This is a genomic window from Streptomyces sp. SID9727, from assembly GCF_010550605.1.
In the GTDB taxonomy this organism is placed as follows: domain Bacteria; phylum Actinomycetota; class Actinomycetes; order Streptomycetales; family Streptomycetaceae; genus Streptomyces.
Genome location: NZ_JAAGNI010000345.1, coordinates 16,740 through 34,445 on the forward strand (window position 1 = coordinate 16,740; position 17,706 = coordinate 34,445).

At 72.1% G+C, this 17,706-nt stretch carries 15 protein-coding genes; 9 read left to right on the plus strand and 6 right to left on the minus strand.

What is annotated here, in order from left to right:
* Positions 1-90 precede the first annotated feature (90 nt).
* Complete coding sequence (locus G3I41_RS23320; RefSeq protein ID WP_164402340.1) at positions 91-735, plus strand: hypothetical protein; 645 nt, start codon at positions 91-93, stop codon at positions 733-735.
* A gap of 264 nt (positions 736-999) precedes the next feature.
* Positions 1,000-1,674: a signal peptidase I gene (lepB, locus tag G3I41_RS23325; RefSeq protein WP_164402341.1), complete on the plus strand. Its 675-nt coding sequence runs from the start codon at positions 1,000-1,002 to the stop codon at positions 1,672-1,674.
* On the opposite strand, the gene G3I41_RS23330 is transcribed toward lepB, so the two are convergent.
* The gene (locus G3I41_RS23330) at positions 1,662-2,846 is read right to left on the minus strand and encodes a spore photoproduct lyase family protein (RefSeq protein ID WP_164402342.1); all 1,185 of its coding nucleotides are present in this window, start codon (positions 2,844-2,846) and stop codon (positions 1,662-1,664) included. The genes lepB and G3I41_RS23330 overlap by 13 nt on opposite strands.
* Before the next feature lie 312 nt (positions 2,847-3,158).
* Here G3I41_RS23330 and G3I41_RS23335 point away from each other — a divergent pair, with 312 nt between their 5' ends.
* Both G3I41_RS23335 and G3I41_RS36490 read left to right on the plus strand, forming a co-directional pair.
* On the plus strand, positions 3,159-3,326 hold the full coding sequence (locus tag G3I41_RS23335; RefSeq protein ID WP_164402343.1) for a hydrophobic protein: 168 nt from the start codon (positions 3,159-3,161) through the stop codon (positions 3,324-3,326).
* A gap of 67 nt (positions 3,327-3,393) precedes the next feature.
* A complete protein-coding gene (locus G3I41_RS36490; protein WP_203601534.1) occupies positions 3,394-3,561 on the plus strand; it encodes a hypothetical protein in 168 nt (55 codons plus the stop codon).
* Positions 3,562-3,804: 243 nt separating this feature from the next.
* On the opposite strand, the gene G3I41_RS23340 is transcribed toward G3I41_RS36490, so the two are convergent.
* The 4 genes from G3I41_RS23340 to G3I41_RS23355 all read right to left on the minus strand — a co-directional run bounded on the left by G3I41_RS23340 (position 3,805) and on the right by G3I41_RS23355 (position 8,888).
* A complete protein-coding gene (locus G3I41_RS23340) occupies positions 3,805-5,079 on the minus strand; it encodes an alpha/beta fold hydrolase (RefSeq protein WP_164402344.1) in 1,275 nt (424 codons plus the stop codon).
* A gap of 51 nt (positions 5,080-5,130) precedes the next feature.
* Positions 5,131-6,198, minus strand: coding sequence for a hypothetical protein (locus G3I41_RS23345; RefSeq protein WP_164402345.1), 1,068 nt, complete (start codon positions 6,196-6,198; stop codon positions 5,131-5,133).
* Positions 6,199-6,247: 49 nt separating this feature from the next.
* Entirely contained in the window at positions 6,248-7,915 is a 1,668-nt protein-coding gene (locus tag G3I41_RS23350; protein WP_164402346.1) for an OPT/YSL family transporter, read from the minus strand.
* A gap of 139 nt (positions 7,916-8,054) precedes the next feature.
* Positions 8,055-8,888, minus strand: coding sequence for an IclR family transcriptional regulator (locus G3I41_RS23355; RefSeq protein ID WP_164402347.1), 834 nt, complete (start codon positions 8,886-8,888; stop codon positions 8,055-8,057).
* A gap of 517 nt (positions 8,889-9,405) precedes the next feature.
* On the opposite strand from G3I41_RS23355, the gene G3I41_RS37690 reads away from it, so the two are divergent.
* From G3I41_RS37690 to G3I41_RS23375, 4 genes are all read left to right on the plus strand, one after another.
* Entirely contained in the window at positions 9,406-10,272 is an 867-nt protein-coding gene (locus G3I41_RS37690) for a universal stress protein (RefSeq protein ID WP_164402348.1), read from the plus strand.
* A gap of 117 nt (positions 10,273-10,389) precedes the next feature.
* Positions 10,390-13,206 (plus strand): BTAD domain-containing putative transcriptional regulator, encoded by a 2,817-nt coding sequence (locus tag G3I41_RS23365; RefSeq protein ID WP_164402349.1) that lies wholly within the window; start codon positions 10,390-10,392, stop codon positions 13,204-13,206.
* 137 nt (positions 13,207-13,343) lie between these two features.
* Positions 13,344-14,441, plus strand: coding sequence for a ThiF family adenylyltransferase (locus G3I41_RS23370; protein ID WP_164402350.1), 1,098 nt, complete (start codon positions 13,344-13,346; stop codon positions 14,439-14,441).
* Complete coding sequence (locus G3I41_RS23375; RefSeq protein WP_164402351.1) at positions 14,438-15,667, plus strand: hypothetical protein; 1,230 nt, start codon at positions 14,438-14,440, stop codon at positions 15,665-15,667. Before G3I41_RS23370 ends, G3I41_RS23375 begins: the two co-directional genes overlap by 4 nt.
* A 316-nt stretch (positions 15,668-15,983) precedes the next feature.
* Here G3I41_RS23375 and G3I41_RS23380 read toward each other — a convergent pair whose 3' ends face one another.
* Positions 15,984-16,766, minus strand: a complete 783-nt coding sequence (locus G3I41_RS23380) for a calcium-binding protein (RefSeq protein ID WP_164402352.1) — start codon at positions 16,764-16,766, stop codon at positions 15,984-15,986.
* Positions 16,767-17,096: 330 nt separating this feature from the next.
* On the opposite strand from G3I41_RS23380, the gene G3I41_RS23385 reads away from it, so the two are divergent.
* Entirely contained in the window at positions 17,097-17,702 is a 606-nt protein-coding gene (locus tag G3I41_RS23385; RefSeq protein WP_164402406.1) for a lytic polysaccharide monooxygenase, read from the plus strand.
* Positions 17,703-17,706: the final 4 nt, after the last annotated feature.

Here is a 17,706-nt window from a genome sequence, read left to right on the forward strand (position 1 = left end):
CCGTGGCACCCGGCGCACCCGGGCGCACGGTCCAGTTGTTGAACACCCCGGCTGTCGTACAACGCAGCCCTTACCGCGAGTTAGGTCAAAATGATACGCAAGGGACGCATCGTCATCGCAGTTGCCCTCACCACCCTGGGCCTCGGGCTCACGGCCTGCAACGACGGCGAGGACGAGGCAACGGGACAGGAATCGCCTTCGGCCTCCGCCCCGGCCTCGCCCGCCCCGAGCAGTGACAGCCCCTCCGCGGAGCCGAGCGACGACGCTTCCACCGCGCCCAGCGGTGACGTCGCCGCACCGGGCACGAAGTTCAAGGTCGGTGACCGGGCGGTCCTGCCGTTCACATACGGGACTTCAAAGAAGGGCACGGTCGCCGTGACGGTCACGGCGATCGAGAAGGGCACCGAGGCCGACATGGCCCCCTTCGGTGACAAGGCGAAGGGCATGACGCCCTACTACATCCGGATGAAGGTGGAGAACGTCGGCGGCACCGACCTCTCCTACTCCTCACTGAGGCTGCGCGGCAAGCTGGCGGGCGGCGCCCCCACGGGCGTCATCCTGATCGGTGACCTCCCGGGCAAGTGCGACAGTGAGACGGCCCCCCGAGACTTCACCACGAAGGGCGCCTCGTACGAGACGTGCTCGCTCAGCGCCACGAAGACCGACCCCATCGCGGTCGCGTCGTTCGAGGAGGGCGACGCGTACAGCGACAGCCCGGTCCTCTGGGCCAACTGACCACCCGTTACCGTCCGCGCGGGCCGGGCGGCCCGTTGCTGACGGCGCGCCCGGCCTACGCGTCGCGCCACACGGCGGTGGCGCGGGCGGCTTCGACGCGCCACCACCCGTCGTCCGGCCCCGGTCCGTGCGGTTGCCGGACGCCTCCGCCCGGTGCGGCCCGCCGGCGTCCGTCACGGACCTGACGACCTCGCCCGTGACGGTTCGCGCGCCGGGCACGCTGTGTGGAGTGTGCGGGGGATCAGGACAACGGGTGGAGGCCCCATGGGGTGGCGGAGTGCGGGTCGGGGATGGCGGGCGGCGGCCTGGGTGCTGACGCCGGTGGGGCTCGTGCTGCTGGCCGGCTCGGTCGCTCACGGCGTCGGGTGGTACGACACGGTGACGGTCGGGGGCGACTCCATGCGGCCGGGATTCCCGCCCGGGGCCCACGTGCTGGTCGGACGGGTCGGCTCGGACGGCATACACAGGGGTGACGTCGTCCTCATCGATCCGCCCGAGCGGTACATGACCGAGCCGGTGCTGCGGCGCGTCATCGGCATCGGCGGCGACCACGTCACCGGCGACGGAAGCCGGGTCACGGTGAACGGGAAGACGCTCGACGAGCCGTACGTGGCGGACACGCAGGGTGATCCGCACGCCGAGCCGTACGACGTACGGGTCCCGGCGGGCCGACTCTTCGTGCTGGGCGACCATCGCGCGAACTCCAACGACTCCCGCTATCACCTCGATGCGCACGAAGGCGGCTTCGCGGTCTCGGGCGTACGAGGACGAGTGGTACCGGGCGCGACCGTGCCCACCGGCCCGGCGGTGTTCGCGATCCTGGGCCTCGTACTGACCGCGGCCGGCCTCGGCGGGTACGCGGCCGGACGCCGCGCGGCCAGGAAGGGGCAGGTCACGCCGCCCGTCACGCCCCGGTGGCCCGGAACTCAGAACGCGTAGCGGATCGGCAGCCAAGGGGCGTGCGTGTGCACCAGGCGGCGCATGGTCTCCACGGCGGCGGCCTTGGCGGCGTCCCGGTAGCGCACGTTCAGGCTGCCGTTCTCGGACCGTTTGGTCTGCTGGATGCCGGGGCGCCAGATGAGGTCCTCCGCCCGGGGGTGCCAGGCCATGTTGACCTCGTGCAGCTGACGGTTGTGCGTCAGCATGATCACCTCGGCCGCCGCCTGGCGCTTCACCGTGGCGGGCAGGACATCGTCCATCCGCCGCAGCAACTGGGCCCACGCCTCCTCCCAGCCGTCCCTGATGACGACGGGCGACAGGTTGAAGTGGACCTCGTAGCCGGCCTCGACGAAGTCCGCCGCCGCTGCGATGCGGTCCTCGACCGGGCTGGTCCGGATGTCCAGCAGCCGTGAGTCGTCCGGAGGCATCACGGAGAACCTGACGCGCGTGCGGCCGCGCGGGTCGAGCAGCAGGAGGTCCGGGTTGACGAACTTGGTCGCGAAGGAAGCCTTCGCCGTGGGCCAGCGGGCGAAGGCACCGACGAGATCGGCGGTGTTCTCGCTGATCAGCGCGTCCACGGAGCAGTCGTTGTTCTCGCCGATGTCGTAGACCCAGGCGTCGGGGTCGCACTGGTTCGGCTGCCCCTTGACCCCCTGGGCGGCGACATGGCGGGCCAGCCGGGAGACGATGCCGTGGATGTTGGTGAAGACCGTGACCGGATTCGCGTAGCCCTTGCGCCGCGGGACGTAGCAGTAGGCACAGGCCATCGCGCACCCGTTGGCGCCGCCCGGGGCGATCCAGTCGGCGGAGCGGCCGTTGGGCCGCACACTGAACGTCTTCCTTTCCCCCAGCACCAGCACCGTGCTCTTGATCCGCACCCAGCGTTCGGCATTCCCCTGGTTGCCGTGCAGGCCCGGGATGCGCCAGTGCGAATCGACGGGCACGACTTCGGCGTCCGGGAAGCGGGCGAGGATCCGCCTGCCCTGCCACGACGCCGCGGCCCCGGGCTCGGCATGGATCTCCCGTACCGCGAGCATGCGGCGTGCCTGCTCCGAGTCACGGAAGAGCGGCCCGGGCGCCCTGGAGCTCTCGGGCCCGGCCGACAGGTCGTCGAGCTCGAACAACCCGTCCGGGACGTGCTCCGGGCGCCGGGAGGGCGGAGGGCTTTGCATGATGACTCCGGGATCAGGGGCTGCCCGGTCAACGGTACGGGAACGGCACGGCCCGGCGGTGTCCCAGCGCGGGCGGCAGGGGGCCGGGACCGACCCGCACGCCGCCAGGGGCCCCTACTCGCCGGAGCTCGCCCGAGCGACCGGGCGGACGGATGCGCAGTGACGTGAACACGCTGTGTTCCGATGCCCCGGTGCGCGCTCCTTCCGGTGGACCGTCGAATGAGCGTTTCAAAGCGCCCCATAAGATTTGCGTAAGGTCATGTGAGTGAAGCCGAACCTTCGGGGCACAGGACGTCTTGGAGGTTGATAATCATGGTTCCTGTCCTTCTTGTTCTTCTGCTCGCCCTGATTCTCTTCGGTGCCGGATTCGCACTCAAGGCATTGTGGTGGATCGCCGTCATCGTGCTGGTGGTCTGGCTGCTCGGATTCGTGATCCGGCCGACGGCGAACGGCAAGCGAGGCCGCTGGTACCGGTGGTGAATTCCTCGCTGCCCGGGTCCGCGGTAACGGTGCACAAAGAATTTCGCTTCTACGGAAGGGGCCTGCCATGCTCGGCATAGTCGCCGCAGTGCTTTTCTTCGTGTCGTTCCTGATCAACGCGGCGGATATCAGCACCAACGATGTCTTCTCCTCGACCAACGTGATGTTGCTGGGTCTTACGGCCCTGGCTCTCCACGTGGCTGGGATAGGAAACGGCTGGGCCCGCAGGCGGTGATGTGCCGCCCCGCGTCCCCTGGCCGTGAACGAGCCCCCGACTTCGCAGTCGAGGGCTCGTTTCGCGTCCGGCGGCTTCCCTAAGGGCTGTCCCGCAATTTCCGGTGGATCAGCGCGCGGCGTCAGATGCGGTGCATCGCAAGGCGGAGAGGCGCCCGCATACTGGACGTATTCGGGCGTTTCGACAACGCGGCGAGGTGCCGCAGCTGTCGTCGTGCGCCCGCCGGGAATTGCGGGACAGCCCTTAGGACAGGGACAGCAGGCGGTCCAGGACCCCCGGGTCGGCCTTCACGCCGTCGTGCAGATGGGTCTCGGACACCCAGGTGCGCAGGCCGCGTACCCGGGACGCCGTGGTCAGGGCGTGGTCGTGGTCGACGTACATGTCCTGGCGGTACACCGCCGCGGCGACCGGCACCGTGTTGGCCGCGAGACGGTCGAGGTCGTAGAGGGCGGGCCAGTCCGTGCGGTGGGCGAGCGCGTCCGCGGTCGCCTTCAGGGGGACGAGGGCCGGGTCCTCCTCGAACATCCAGGGGTACATCATCTCGCCCGTGAAGTGCAGCGGTCCGCCAGCGGAGGCGTCGAACTCGGGAAACTCCGCCCGGACCCGGTCGGCGGACCATGCCGTGGGACGGCCGCCCTGCGCGTAGATCGCCTCGTGCAGGACCGCGTACAGCGGACGCGGCGCGAGGGAGACGACGGAGTCGACGCCCCGCAGGAACGTGTCGGAGAGGACCGGCCCGCCCCGCCCGGGGACGAAGGCGCACTCCAGCAGGTAGTGCAGGGAGTCGAAGGCCGACGCCGTGCCGAACGTGATCCCCAGTGTCTGGAACCGCCGCACCGACAGGCGCTCGCCCGAGGGCATACGGACATCGTGGTCCGCCAGGTGGGCCGCTACCCGCTCGGCCCGGGCACGGTCGAGCGGGTAGCGCGCGAAGTACCGGGCATTGGCGGCGAGCGTACGCCGGTACGCCGCGCGGTACACGTCATCGGCGTGACCGGTGAGCGTGGGCAGGCCACCGGTGATCAGGGCCCGGTCGAGGCCCTCGGGGGCGAGGCCGAGATAGGTGAGCGTGGCGAAGCCGCCGAAGCTCTGGCCCAGGACCGTCCAGGGCCGGTCGCCCTGCATCCGGCGGCGCAGCAGCTCCGCGTCGCGGACGATCGAATCGGCCCGGAAAAAGGTGAGGTACCGCGCGGCATCGGCCCGGCCGGCCAGTGTGGTGCGGTCCGCCGGGGTGGAACGGCCGGTGCCGCGCTGGTCGAGGAGGACGACGCGGAACTCCTTCAGGGCGCGGCGCAGCCAGGCGCCCGCCGCGTTCGGACGTTCCGCGCGCCCGCCCGGCCCGCCCTGGAGCCAGAGCAGCCGCGGCAGCTCACGGCCCTCCATGCCCTCGGCCACGACCTCCCGTGCGAAGACGGAGATGCCGGGCCCGTCGGGCCGGGCGTGGTCGAGCGGTACGTCGAGGGTGTGATCGGTGCAGACGAGGCCGCTGTGGCGGTACGTGATCTGGTCGTCGGTCAAGTCCGGCTCCTGGGGCGGGGTGAACGGGGGCGGGGGGGACGCGGTCGTCGGTCAGTAGCCGGCGACGCCCAGCTCACGGCAGATCTCGACCAGCTCGGGGTGCACGTACACGCCGTCCTTCTCGACGCACTCGCCGTCAAGGTAGATCGACGGGCCGAGGATCGAGCCGTCCGTGTGGGCGGCGGACACCCACGGTTCGCCGCCGATCCAGGCGCCCTTGGTGCCGATGCCGAGCTCCACGCAGCCGAAGACGCGCTCGTCCTCCACGATGCGGCCGGTCGGCGCGGGCACGCCCGGGTTGAACCCCAGGGACCAGTGGGCGACGCGGAACATGTTCGGGTCGTCCCAGGACTCCATCCAGCGGCGGAAGATCTCCGCGTCCTGGCCCTCGCCGTCGATCTTCGTGACGACGCCCTTCTCGACGGTGCAGCGGACCGGGGTGCGCAGCAGACCGAGCTGGTCCGGCGGCCACAGGGCACCGTCGAAGACGAGCACGCCGTCCTGGGTCTCCTCCAGCGGGTTCCAGGAGATCTGGCCGGAGAGCATGACGGTCTCGCCGGGATTCTCGGCGGGCTTGCCCCGCAGATTGATGGGACGGTCGCCGTTGCGGCCGGTGATGTCGGTGCCGTTGGCGGAGGTGATGCGCACCTCGTCCGCCTGCTCCAGGAGGCGGACGAGCGCCTTGCCGAGCTTGATGACGCCCTCGAAGTCGGGGCGGCCGACCGTCGCGACGAGCATGTGCACGTCCATCGCGGTGAGGTTGGTGTAGCGGCAGCCGTTCGCCATCGCGCGGCGGAACGCGTCGGAGTGCATCACGTACGAGACGGCGAACTCGATCCAGACGTCGGCGTCGGCTATGGCGCCGGCGACGGGGCGCGGCGGCTCCATGGAGGAGCTGGGCATCGTCTCGTACCAGACGACGACGGGGTGCGCCCCGGCAGCCGCGACGGCCTGGGCGGTGGCGTCCACGACACGGCGGTCGCTGCTGGTGTCGCCGGTGAGGACGACGTGCTCGCCGGGCTTGACCAGCATGACCTGCTCGACGAGCTTGCGAGCGGCGAGGGCGAGTTCGTAGCTCAGGTACTCGGGGCGGGGCTCGAGCCGGCTGAACATCTCCATGGATCTTCTCCTTGCGGTGGTGCGTATGAACGAAGGTGGTAGAGGGGGGCTAGCTCGCCTTGATGATCTGGGCCGAGTCGCCCAGGGAGCTGCCCGCGATGAGGCCGGCGCCGACCAGGTTCAGCTCCTCGTCGGCGGCGGGGCCGCGCCACTTGCGGTATCCGACGCGCACGGCGAGCGCGGCGAGGACCAGCCAGCAGGCATTCGGCGTGAGGATCAGCAGGCCGGTCGCGAGCATGACGCCCATCTGCCGCTTGGTCCCGCCGATGAGCTGGATGATGGCGCCGGGGATGGCCCACAGCAGCAGGGTGCGCAGCACACCCGGCTCGCCCAGCCCGTTCTTGACGGTGTCGGCGTAGACCTTGGCGACGGGCGGGATCAGCCCCTGCCTGAAGTACGACTGCCACAGGACGGCCACTACGGCGAGGGCCGCGGCGAAGCCGATGAGGGCGGCGCGGAACTGTTCGCGGCGCCCCTCCCGCTCGTACGGGTCCCAGGGCCGGTGCTCGCGACGCAGCAGCCACCCGGCCTTGAGGTCGTAGCCCATGTCGGCGAAGGCCGGGCCGGTGGCCGACACGTAACCGACCAGGAGCGCGAGCGGCACCGACGCGATGCCGATGAGCAGCCCCAGGACCAGGAAGATCAGGGTGACGGCGAACGACGGGAACCAGCCGGACTGCATCGCGGCGAGCCCGACGATCAGCTCGTGCACGAGCGCGGCGAACGCGGCGAACAGCACCCAGCCGAGCAGGCCCAGCGGACTCATGTCACCGATCAGCCCACCGAGGACGGCGAGCAGCACGGCTCCGGCGACGAACAGCGCGTAGCCGCGGACGAGCGAGCGGCGCAGGGCCTTCTCGTCAACGGTGTACGAGGTCGTCTCGTCGTGTCCCGCGAGGGTCGCCGCGGCGACGGGCTTCGGCTCCGAACGGCGGCGGACCAGCAGTACGACCGCCTGGCCGAGGGCGACGACGCCCGCGCCGACCATCACGCCGTGCGGTACGTACCCGGCGCCGAGGTCGGTGTGGAACAGATCGGGGCCGAACTCCCGCAGACCGAGCCCGACACCGAACATGAGCAGCGCCCAGACGTTTCCGAGGAAGGCGACACCGGCGGCGGACAGCGGCAGGCTGAACAGGGTGCCGCCCAGTCCGACGAGCGTGCCCGCGCCGAGCACCAGGGCCCGCTTGCCGCCCTTGTCACCGGCCTTGATCGTCTCGGCGGCCGCCTGCCCGGGCGGCCAGGCCGCGTCGGCGGGCAGCAGCCGGGAACCGAAGGAGCGGTAGAGCACCCAGGTGTCGATGAGCAGGCCCACGAAGGAACCGGCCAGCATCGGCCACACCAGGTCCTCGCGTCCGAAGACGTACGGCACCGCGATCGAGGTGAGCAGCGCGTTGGCGGAGGCGAAGGTGGCCGCGGAGATGGCGCTCTGGGCGAGGTTCTGCCGGTGCACGGAGCGCATCGAGCGCAGTCCGGCGAGCGGGATGCGTCCGATGAGCATGGCGATCAGCGCGCCGACGACCGAGGTGTTGGCGGAGATCCCCAGCTTGGCGACCAGGTCCGCGCCGATGACGGCGCCGACGACGGACAGCACGGCGAGGACGACGAACACGACGGGTTCGCGCACCCGGGGGTGGCCGGCGCCGGGGGATGAGGCGGTGGAGCCGGATTCGGAGGGCGGCGGCGCGGTGGCCGACGGCGAGGTGTGATGCGACACGGAACACCCCTTGGTGGGTGGGCCCTGCCCCGGGGCGGGGAGGGACTTTTCGGGCAGGCTGCGGTGATCCGCGTACTCCGGCACGATGCACGTCGTACGGATGTGTGGCCCGCTGGACGGTGCCGCCGGGCCGGGCGGGTCAGGAGCCGAAGGCGGCTGTGGCTTCCTCGGCCCCGGCGAGAACGAGTTCGGTGATGCGGTCGACGGCACGGGTGACGCGGTGCGCCGGCCCGATGACGGTGAGGGAGGCGGCGATGCCGCCGGCCTGGAACACGGGGGCGGCCACAGCGGCGACGGCCTCGTCGTATTCGCCGTGACTGACGCTGTACCCCCGGGAGCGTACGTCCGCGTACCGGGCCATGAGGGTGTCGAGGCCGGTGACGGTGTGGTCGTTGAAACGTTGGAGCGGGGTGGCTCCGAACAGGCGGCGGATCTCCGCTTCGGAGTAGTGGGCGAAGATGGCGTGGCCGGAGGCGCCGGCGTGGCCGGGCATCACGGCGCCCACGATCGCGGTGTAGCGGACCGGGCCGGTGCCGTCGACTGCCGCGGCGCACCGGTATCCGGCGCCCTGCGGCACGTTCAGTACGACGCTCTCGCCGGTCTCCCGCAGCAGCCCCGCGAGGATCGGCCGGACCAGCGAGGGCAGCACACCGCTGTGCTCCCCGGCGCGCGCCAGCCGGGACACGGCGGGGCCGAGCCGGTAGCGGCGGGTGGTGGTGTCGCAGGTCAGGAAGGAGCGGGAAGCGAGCGTGGTGAGGATGCGCTGGGCGACGGCCTTGTCCCAGCCGTGCCTGCGCGCCATCTCGCTCACTCCCCACTCCGGGCGGCGCTCGGTGAACGACAGCAGGGCGAGCAGGGCGCGGTCGGCTCCCTGCAGCACGCCGGGCTGGGGCGGAGCCGGGGCGTCCACGTCGTCGCCTCGGCCGGCCTCGTGGGCGGTGCCGTCGGCGGACGCGCCGTTCACCTCGTTCATGGCCTCGTCCCTTTCTTCGCTGTCCCGGTGCGCTGAGCGCAACGCCGTTGCGCTCAGCGGTGAGAACTATGTGATCAGGGGGGCGTGGTGTCAAGGGTGTTCCGCGGCACGGCGGCTTCACCGGCGCGCGGCACCAGGCGTCCGCGTCGACGGCCCGGGCGGTCGGCTCCGGGTGCGCACCTGATCGGGTGCCGCTGCGAGGAGGGGCGCGTGCCGAAAAGCGCAAACGGTCATATACTCGTACATTTTTGGCATGCGTCCGAGATCCCTCCGCGTCCCCGGCGCCCGAGCCGGGCACGGCCCGGCCCCGCCTGACGGCGCCGCTCTCGACAACGGCCCCGGCCGGCCGTTCCTGCCAGGCGCCCCCCAGAGCTGCCCCGGGGCCGGCCCGGACGTACTCGGCAGGGGTTCGCCGCATCGACCCGCCTGTTCACCGACGTGCACCTGATCCGCGACGTCAGCGGTCACCCCGCCCCGGCGCGGACCATCCGCCGCCTGCCGCCCCCGAGGAGACACCGTGCAGCACCAACCCGTCATCGCCGGAATCGACATCACGCCGGACAGCCTGCTCGCAGCCGGCTGGGCAGCCGACGAGGCGCGTCGGCGCTCCGCGCCGCTCCTGCTGCTGCACGGACACGATCCGTCCTTCTTCGCGGACGCCGGAACCGAACGCCAGGCCGCCGAGCAGGCGCTCGCAGGCACCCTTGACTGGGTGCGCGAACACTACGGCGATGTCGAGGCCAGTGCCGAGCTGGTCGACCGGCCCGAGGCCGATCTGCTGACGGAGCGCGGCCGCGAGGCCCAGATGGTCGTTGTCGGATCCCGCAGACCGGGACCGGTGACCGGATTCCTCCTCGGATCGGTCGGACTTCGCGTCCTGAGCCGGGCCGACTGTCCCGTGGTGCTGATCCGTGGGGGCGACGTCAGCCGGCGTCCACGGAGCGGCGAGGTCGTGGCAGGCGTCCCCGAGGAGGACCACGAGGCGGAAGCGGTCCTGGACTTCGCCTTCCGGGCGGCGGTCGCACACGGCGTCCCGCTGCGGGCGGCCCGCGCGTGGGACCTGCCCACCATGTTCACGAACCAGTCCGGTGTCATGGGCCTCTCGAACAGGCCCGCCCAGCTGGCGGAAGACCACCGCCGTGCACTGGTCACCCTCCTGAGGCCGTGGCGCCGACGCTATCCCGACGTCACGGTGACCGAGCACACCGAAGTGGGCTTCGCCGCCGAGATGCTGGTCTCCCTGGCCGCCGGCGCCCAGCTCCTGGTTCTCGGGCGCAGCAGCAGAACCGGCAGCCGGTACGTGGGGCACGTCGTCCACTCGACGCTGCACTTCGCCAACGCCCCCATCGCCGTCGTCCCCACGAAGGGGTCGCCGGCCGGCTGACGGCCCACGCTCCGACCCGGCGGCTGCGGAGCCGCCCCCAGCCGGCAACGACGTGGCGGTTCGCGGCGGCCGATGGCAAGATCGCATGCGCAAGGTACGGAGAACGGGGGAGGCCGGATGCGTTTTCGTATCCTCGGCCCCCTCGAAATATTCGACGGCACCCACTGGCGGGGGATCTCCGCCGCCAAGCCGCGCACTCTGCTCGCCGCGTTACTGGTGCGCCGCGACACTCCGGTACCGACGGACCGGCTGGCGACGGAGCTGTGGGGCGAGCGCGAACCCAGGGCGGCCGCCAACCTCATCCAGCAGTACGTGTTGCGTCTGCGCCGTGAACTCGGCGATCCGCACGGCCGGTTGATCGTCACCCGGCCACCGGGCTACCAGGTGGTGCCCGACGGCGCGGACGATCTGGACGCCACCGCCTTCGGGCGGCTCGGTGAAGCCGGCCGTGCCGCCCTGGCAGCCGGCGAGGCGGAACACGCGGCGGCTCTGTTCGCCGAGGCGCTCGCGCTCTGGCGCGGTCCCGCGCTCGCCGACGTACCGGCCGGGCCGGTGGTGGAAGCCGAGGCGGCACGGCTGGACGAGCAGCGGCTCGATGTCCTCCACGCCCGTGTCGAGGCGGACCTGGCCTGCGGACGGCACGCCGAACTGGTGCCGGAACTACGGCAGTCCGTGCGCGAGCACCCACTCCGGGAAGGGCTGTGGGAGCAACTGATGCTGGCGCTCCACCGGTCGGGGCGGCAGGCCGAGGCGCTCGACGCCTACCGGGAGGTGCACCGGCTGCTGGCCGACGAGCTGAGCGTCGAACCGTCGGCCCCCCTGCGCGAGCTGCAACTGCGCATACTGCGCGGTGATCCGGGGCTCGCCACCCCCGTGCCCGGCCCACGGCCGCCGAAGGGGCCGGCCCGCCCCGGACGGGCTCCGGCGCCGCCACGTCAACTCCCCGCAGCGGCCGGCGGTTTCGCCGGACGCCGGGCCGAGCTGCGAATGCTGGACGGGTCTCCCGGCGACGCGGCCACCGGCACGGGCCCGCTCGTACGCGCGATCACCGGCACGGCGGGCGCGGGAAAGACGGCGCTGGCACTGCACTGGGCGCACCGGGCGGCACCGGACTACCCGGACGGCCAGCTGTACGTGAATCTGCGCGGATTCGACTCCGCCGCCGGGCCCGTGGCCCCCGGCGAGGCGATCCGTGGATTCCTGGAGGCGCTGTCGGTGCCGCCGGAGCGCATCCCGGATCCGCTGGAGGCACGCGCGGCGCTGCTGCGCACCGAGACCGCCGGCCGCCGGCTGCTGTTCGTCCTCGACAACGCCGCCGACGCCGCCCAGGTACGCCCCCTGCTGCCGGGCGGTGCCGGTTGTGCCGTGGTCGTCACCGGCCGGGGCCGGCTGGCCGGTCTCGCCGTCACCGACGGCGCCCTGCTGGTCTCCCTGGACGTGCTGCCGCGCGACGAGGCGCACGAACTGCTCGTCGCCCGCCTCGGCACGGACCGGGTCGCCGCGGAGCCGGAGGCGGTGGCCGAGCTGATCGAGCTGTGCGCCCGGCTTCCGCTGGCGCTCGCCGTGACCGCAGCCCGTGCCGTCGGCCGCCCCGGGTTCGCGCTGAGCGCGGTCGCGGCTGAACTGCGCGACACCAGGGGGCGGTTGGACGCCCTGGACGCCGGCGAGGGGGTGAGCAGCGTACGGACGGTCTTCTCGTGGTCGTACCTCCGGCTGGACGCCGGCACGGCCAAGGTGTTCCGGCTGCTCGGGCTGTACCCCGGCCGGGACGCCGCGGCGCCCGCCGTGGCGGCACTGGCCCGGCTGTCCGTCCGGCAGGCCGCGGCGGCGCTGACCGCGCTGGCCCGCGTCCATCTGATCGACGAACACCACCCCGGCCGGTACTCCTTCCACGACCTGCTGCGCACCTACGCGGCGGAGCTGGCGGCGACCGAGGAATCCGAAGCGTCACGCACCGAGGCACTGCACCGCCTGTTCGACCACTTCCTGCACACCGCGCACGCGGCGGGCCGGCGCCTCGCCCCGGTCCGCGCCGAACTGCCGCTGTCACCGCCGGCGCCCGGCTCCGCACCCCACCACCCGGACGGCTACGAGGAGGCGATGGCGTGGTTCGAGACGGAACACGCCTCGCTGCTCGCGGTCACGGACGCGGCGGGACCGGCGGGCTTCGACGACCACGCCTGGCAACTCCCCCTCGTCATGGGCGACTTCCTCCACCTCAGCGGTCGTTGGCACGACTGGGCGGCCACCCAGCGCACGGCCATCGCCGCGGCCCGGCGGCAGGAGGACCGGGCAGGGACGGCCCGGTGCCACTGCGAGTCGGGCCGGGCCGCGATCCGGCTGGGACGGTACGAGGAGGCCCGGGACGAGCTGTCGCGGGCACTGGAACTCCAGCGCGAGCTGAACGACCTGGCGGCCCAGGCCCACACGTTGCGGGCGCTCGGCTGGTCGTACGAGCAGCAGGGCGACTACCGTGCCACGCTCCGCTGCGTCGAGCAGGTGCTCGAACTGGAGCGCGCGGCAGGCAACCGGGCCGGGTGGGGCGGCGCGCTGAACAACATCGGCTGGTGCCACACCCATCTGGGGGACCACGAGAAGGCGCTCGCCTGCTGCGAGGAGGCGCTGCGACTGCACCGGGAGGAGGGCAGCCCCCTCGGTGAGGCGTACACCTGGCAGACCCTCGGCGTCATCCGCCGTGCCATGGGCCAGTACGACGAAGCGCTCGACTGCTTCCGCCGGTGCCAGGAAGGGTTCCACCGGCTCGGCAACCGGTACGGCGAAGCGGTCGCGCTGCGCGGCCTCGGCGAGGTCATGCGCACCGTCGGCGACCCCGCGGGCGCGCGCGAGGCGTGGCGGTCCTCCCTCGCCCTCTTCGACGAACTGGAGCACCCGGACGCGGACGCCGTACGGGAACTGCTGCGGGCGCCGGACTGAGCGACCGGCGTAGCGGGGCCGCACGGGCACCGGCACCGGCTCAAAGCGTCGTCAAAGGGGAAGTTCAGCGCCGGACAGCAGAGTTGCGGCCATGCCCGGGGGACCGGGGTCCGTTGGGGCCGAAAGCGAGTGGGTTGATGCGTGTCGCGCTCAAGGAGTGCACCTGGCAAGCGGTGGGGGAAGACCTGATCGTCGTCTTCGACCCCCGTGAGTCGATCACCTTGGAGGACCCCGAGGGGAAGGTCGAGGCGCTTCTCTCCGTGCTGCGGGAGGGGCCCCGCAGCGTCGGCGGACTGCGCGCGGCGCTCGCCGCCCGGGGGGTCGAGGTGACCGGCCGGGAGCTCGACGGCGGACTGGAGGGACTCGCGGGCCTGGGGCTGGTCGAACGCGACGAGGGCAGGCTCACCGGTGATCCGGCGGTGGACGAACGGCACTTCTCCAACCTGGCGTTCTTCGGCACCTTCTCGGACCTCGACCGGCACCGCACCGACTTCCTGAGCCGGGTGCGCGACGCGCACGTCCTGGTGCTCGGCGTGGGCGGCGGCGGATCCTCGCTGGTGCAGTGCCTGGCCGGCCTCGGCGTCGGCCGGCTGACGCTGCTGGACCACGACCGCGTCGAGACCCGCAACTTCGCCCGCCAGTTCCTCTACCGGCACGAGGACGTCGGCCGCTCGAAGGTCGAGCGCGCCGCCGCCTGGGTGCGGGCGTACGACCCGGACATCGAGGTGCGCACCGTCGACCGCTGGGTCGCGGGCCCCGAGGACCTCGCCGATCTCACCGACGGGATCGATCTGATCGTGGGCGGCCTGGACGGCCACCCCGACGCCGGCCTGTGGGTGAACGAGGCCGCTGTCCGGGCCGGTGCCCCCCTGGTGGTCGGCGGTGCGACCCGCACGCTGCTCTCGTACATGTCCGTCGACCCGGGGACGAGCGCCTGCCTCGCCTGCGAGTTCTCGCAGCAACCCGAGGCCGGCACCGGTGCGGCGGCCGCGGAGGACCTCGTGCACGGCATGCGGACGACCAATCCGCTCATCGGCCCGGTGGCCATGCAGATCGGTTCGCTGATCGCGCTGGAGGGCCTGCGCTATCTCACCGGTTTCCAGGAGCCGCTGGCCGCCGGCGCCCGGGTCCGGCTCGACCTGCGGGACGGCCTGGCGGGCAGCCGGGTGGCGTTCCCCGACGTGCCGGACTGCCCGGTCTGCGCGCTGGCCCCGGCCCGGGCGGCCGCGGCATGACCGAGGTGGGCGGACCCCCGCGGACCACCGTGCGGCTGCGACCGCTGAGCCTGGTGCCCGAGGGGGAGGACGAGGTACTGGTGGGCGACCCGGGAACGGGGCAGTTCGTCGCCATTCCGAAGGTCGGCGGTGTGGTCATCGAGGCGCTGCTGCGCGGGGCGACGATCGCCGAGGCCGCCGCCGAGGCCGAGGAGTTCGCCGGGCAGCCCGTCGATGTGCCGTCCTTCGTGGAGACCCTGGGCGAGCTCGGCTTCCTCGACGAGGGGCAGCAGGCCGCACCGGTCCGCTCGGCGCCCGTGCAAGGCGGCCGGTGGCTGGACGGCGTCCGCCAGGAGGTCGCGCGGCCCTTCTTCGGGCGGGTGGCCTGGAGCTGCTACGCCGCGTGCGCGGTGGTCGCCCTCGCGGTGTTCGCTTTCCGGCCCGGCCTCTTCCCCGATCCGGCCACCGACGCGTTCGTCGTGGACGACATCGGCCTCGGCAGCCTGATCCTGATCCCGCTCGCCACGGTCGCCACGGCGATCCATGAGCTGGGGCACTGGTTCGCGGCCCGCGCCCTCGGCCTGGGCGCCAGATTCGGCATGGACCGGCGCATGGGGTTCCTGCTGGTCTTCGAGACCGACCTGACCCAGCTGTGGACCGTACCGAGACGCAAGCGGTACGGCCCGCTGCTGGCCGGCCTCGCCCTCGACACGGTGCTGCTCGCCGTGCCCCTGGTGGCACGGCTGCTGATCGACACCGGGGCGTGGGCTGCGCCGGATCCGCTCGACGCGCTCCTCGCCACGTGGATCTACGTGAAGCTCACCGCGATGCTGTGGCAGTGCATGGTCTTCCTGCGCACGGACCTGTACGCGGTGCTGGTCAACGCGCTGGGCTGCCGCAACCTGTGGCGGGTCTCGACGCTGATGCTCCGGCGAGCCGTCGGGCGCCTGGACGCCGCAGGCGCGGCGGAGCTGGCCGACGCGCATCCGGCCGACGCGAGCGCCGGGCGCTGGTTCCGCTGGGTGCGGTTCTTCGGGGCCGCGCTGACCCTCGTCTGGGCGGGAATGTTCCTGGCGCCCTCCGCGTGGGAGGTGCTGCGCTGGGCCGCGGACCGGCTGGGCACGGGCCCGGCCACCGGCCGGTTCTGGTGGGCACTGCTGTGCACCGCGGTCTGTATGACCCCCTTTGTTCTTCCCGCGGTCCTCTCGGTCCGTGAGCGCGTACGGCGGCTCACGACGAGGACCTGAGACCCCGCGGGACCCGGTCCACCCCGGCCACACCACCGGCCGGGGGCAGGTCATCCAGTCAAGAGGAGGTGAATCGCATGGAGATCAAGGTCCGCAAGGTAGAGGACGTGAAGGCCACGGGGCTCCAGGTCTGATCGACCGGCGGCGGCCCGGCCGCCGCACGCGCCCGACCCGCGATCGCGGATCGGCTGCGCGACAGCCGCTGGGGAGGGAAGGGGCTCCGGCTCCTCCCCTCCCCAGCGGGCACTCGCTCCTGGCCGGTCACCTCGCCGAAGGCGTAGGCGTCCGGCCCCCACCGTGAGAGGGAGAGCGGGGGTTACGGCAGGATGATGTCCCGGCCGTCCCCGCCGTCGAGGGCGTCCTTCCCGGTGCCACCACAGACGAAGTCGTCGCCCCCTTCACCGTGCACCGTGTCGTCGCCGGAGCCGCCGAAGAGGATGTCCCGGCCGTCCCCGCCCATGACGTGGTCGTCGCCCGGGCCGGCGTACACGGTGTCGTCACCGCCGTAGCCCTCGATCATGTCGTCGCCCCGGCCGCCCCACATGCGCTGGCTCTCGCCGTCACCCATCAGGTGGTCCATGCCGTCGCCGCCGTAGAGGGTCCCGGGCCCCATGACCATGTCGTCCCCCGCGTCGCCCAGGACCGTGCGGGCGGTGTGGGCGTGCAGCTCGTCGTCGCCCGCGCCGCCGCTGACGGTGTTCATTCCGGGGGTGAAGGCGGCGACCGTGTCGTCGCCGTCGCCGAGGAAGACGTCGATCCTGTCGGGGCGCGCACGGTCGGCGGGCAGCTCGCAGACGACGCCGGTGGTGTCCTCGGGCCCGGCGTACGCGCAGTGGTCGCCGGGGGCCAGCGGGACCACGTCTCTGAAGCCGATCCGGCGGATCCCGTCGCTCGTGTACATCGGGTAGACGCTGAGGTCGTTGGTCTGCCCCGCAGCGGCGGTGAAGACGATCGACTGCGTCTCCCAGTCGGCACCGACGCGTGCCTTCGCCTCGGTGGCGGGAGCGGCGGCGGAGGCGCCGAACGCGGGGCCGACGGAGAGGCCGGCGCATAACAGGGTCAGGGTGACGGCGCTGACGGCGGCTCGGTTCCGGTTCATGAGACCTCGTCTCGGGGGAGGGGCGGTGGACGGTCCGACCCGGTCCGCGCCGGCCTGTGCGGCGTGGTGCTGCCGAGGCCGGGGAGCCGGGTGATGAAGGCAGTCTCCCGTGCCGGCGCGGATCCGCAAGAGCGCGAAGCCGGAAGGCAGCCCCGCCGTCGCGGAGCGACCGACTTGATTTGTTCATTGACATGTCCAGCGAAAGCCGTACCGTTGGGAGCGCTCCCATGACAGCTTCACCACTGGAAGGAGTCCCCCCACATGGACAACAAGATCCCGTTAACCGGGCGTTCGAGGCCGTACCTTCGTCGCCCCCTCCAGACGCTCGCCATGCTGTTCGCCGTGGTCGTCGGCGCACTGACCTGGTCGACCCCCGCTCAGGCCCACGGCACCATCGTCGACCCCGCCAGCCGCGCGTACCAGTGTTGGCAGACCTGGGGCAGCCATCACATGGACCCGGCCATGCAGACGCAGGACCCCATGTGCTGGCAGGCGTGGCAGGCCAACACCGACACCATGTGGAACTGGATGAGCGCCCTGCGCGACGGCCTCGGCGGCCAGTTCCAGGCGAAGACCCCGGACGGGACGCTCTGCAGCAACAACCTGTCCCGGAACGCCAGTCTGGACAAGCCCGGGGCGTGGAAGACCACCACGGTCGGCGCCAACTTCTCGGTGCACCTGCGTGATCAGGCGTCCCACGGTGCCGACTACTTCAAGGTCTACGTGAGCAAGCAGGGCTTCGACCCCAAGACGCAGACCCTGGGCTGGGGCAACCTCGACTTCATCACGCAGACCGGCCGCTACGCTCCGGCGCAGGACATCACGTTCCCGGTGCAGACCTCCGGCTACACCGGACACCACATCATGTTCGTGATCTGGCAGGCATCGCACCTCGACCAGGCGTACATGTGGTGCAGCGACGTGAACTTCGCCTGAGCCG

Coding starts and splice junctions, on each gene's coding strand:
- G3I41_RS36490 (WP_203601534.1), top strand. CDS start 3,394: ATGCTCGGCATAGTCGCCGCAGTGCTTTTCTTCGTGTCGTTCCTGATC.
- G3I41_RS23385 (WP_164402406.1), top strand. CDS start 17,097: ATGCTGTTCGCCGTGGTCGTCGGCGCACTGACCTGGTCGACCCCCGCT.
- G3I41_RS23320 (WP_164402340.1), top strand. CDS start 91: ATGATACGCAAGGGACGCATCGTCATCGCAGTTGCCCTCACCACCCTG.
- G3I41_RS23355 (WP_164402347.1), bottom strand. CDS start 8,888: ATGAACGAGGTGAACGGCGCGTCCGCCGACGGCACCGCCCACGAGGCC.
- lepB (WP_164402341.1), top strand. CDS start 1,000: ATGGGGTGGCGGAGTGCGGGTCGGGGATGGCGGGCGGCGGCCTGGGTG.
- G3I41_RS23330 (WP_164402342.1), bottom strand. CDS start 2,846: ATGCAAAGCCCTCCGCCCTCCCGGCGCCCGGAGCACGTCCCGGACGGG.
- G3I41_RS23335 (WP_164402343.1), top strand. CDS start 3,159: ATGGTTCCTGTCCTTCTTGTTCTTCTGCTCGCCCTGATTCTCTTCGGT.
- G3I41_RS23380 (WP_164402352.1), bottom strand. CDS start 16,766: ATGAACCGGAACCGAGCCGCCGTCAGCGCCGTCACCCTGACCCTGTTA.
- G3I41_RS23375 (WP_164402351.1), top strand. CDS start 14,438: ATGACCGAGGTGGGCGGACCCCCGCGGACCACCGTGCGGCTGCGACCG.
- G3I41_RS23345 (WP_164402345.1), bottom strand. CDS start 6,198: ATGGAGATGTTCAGCCGGCTCGAGCCCCGCCCCGAGTACCTGAGCTAC.
- G3I41_RS23370 (WP_164402350.1), top strand. CDS start 13,344: ATGCGTGTCGCGCTCAAGGAGTGCACCTGGCAAGCGGTGGGGGAAGAC.
- G3I41_RS23365 (WP_164402349.1), top strand. CDS start 10,390: ATGCGTTTTCGTATCCTCGGCCCCCTCGAAATATTCGACGGCACCCAC.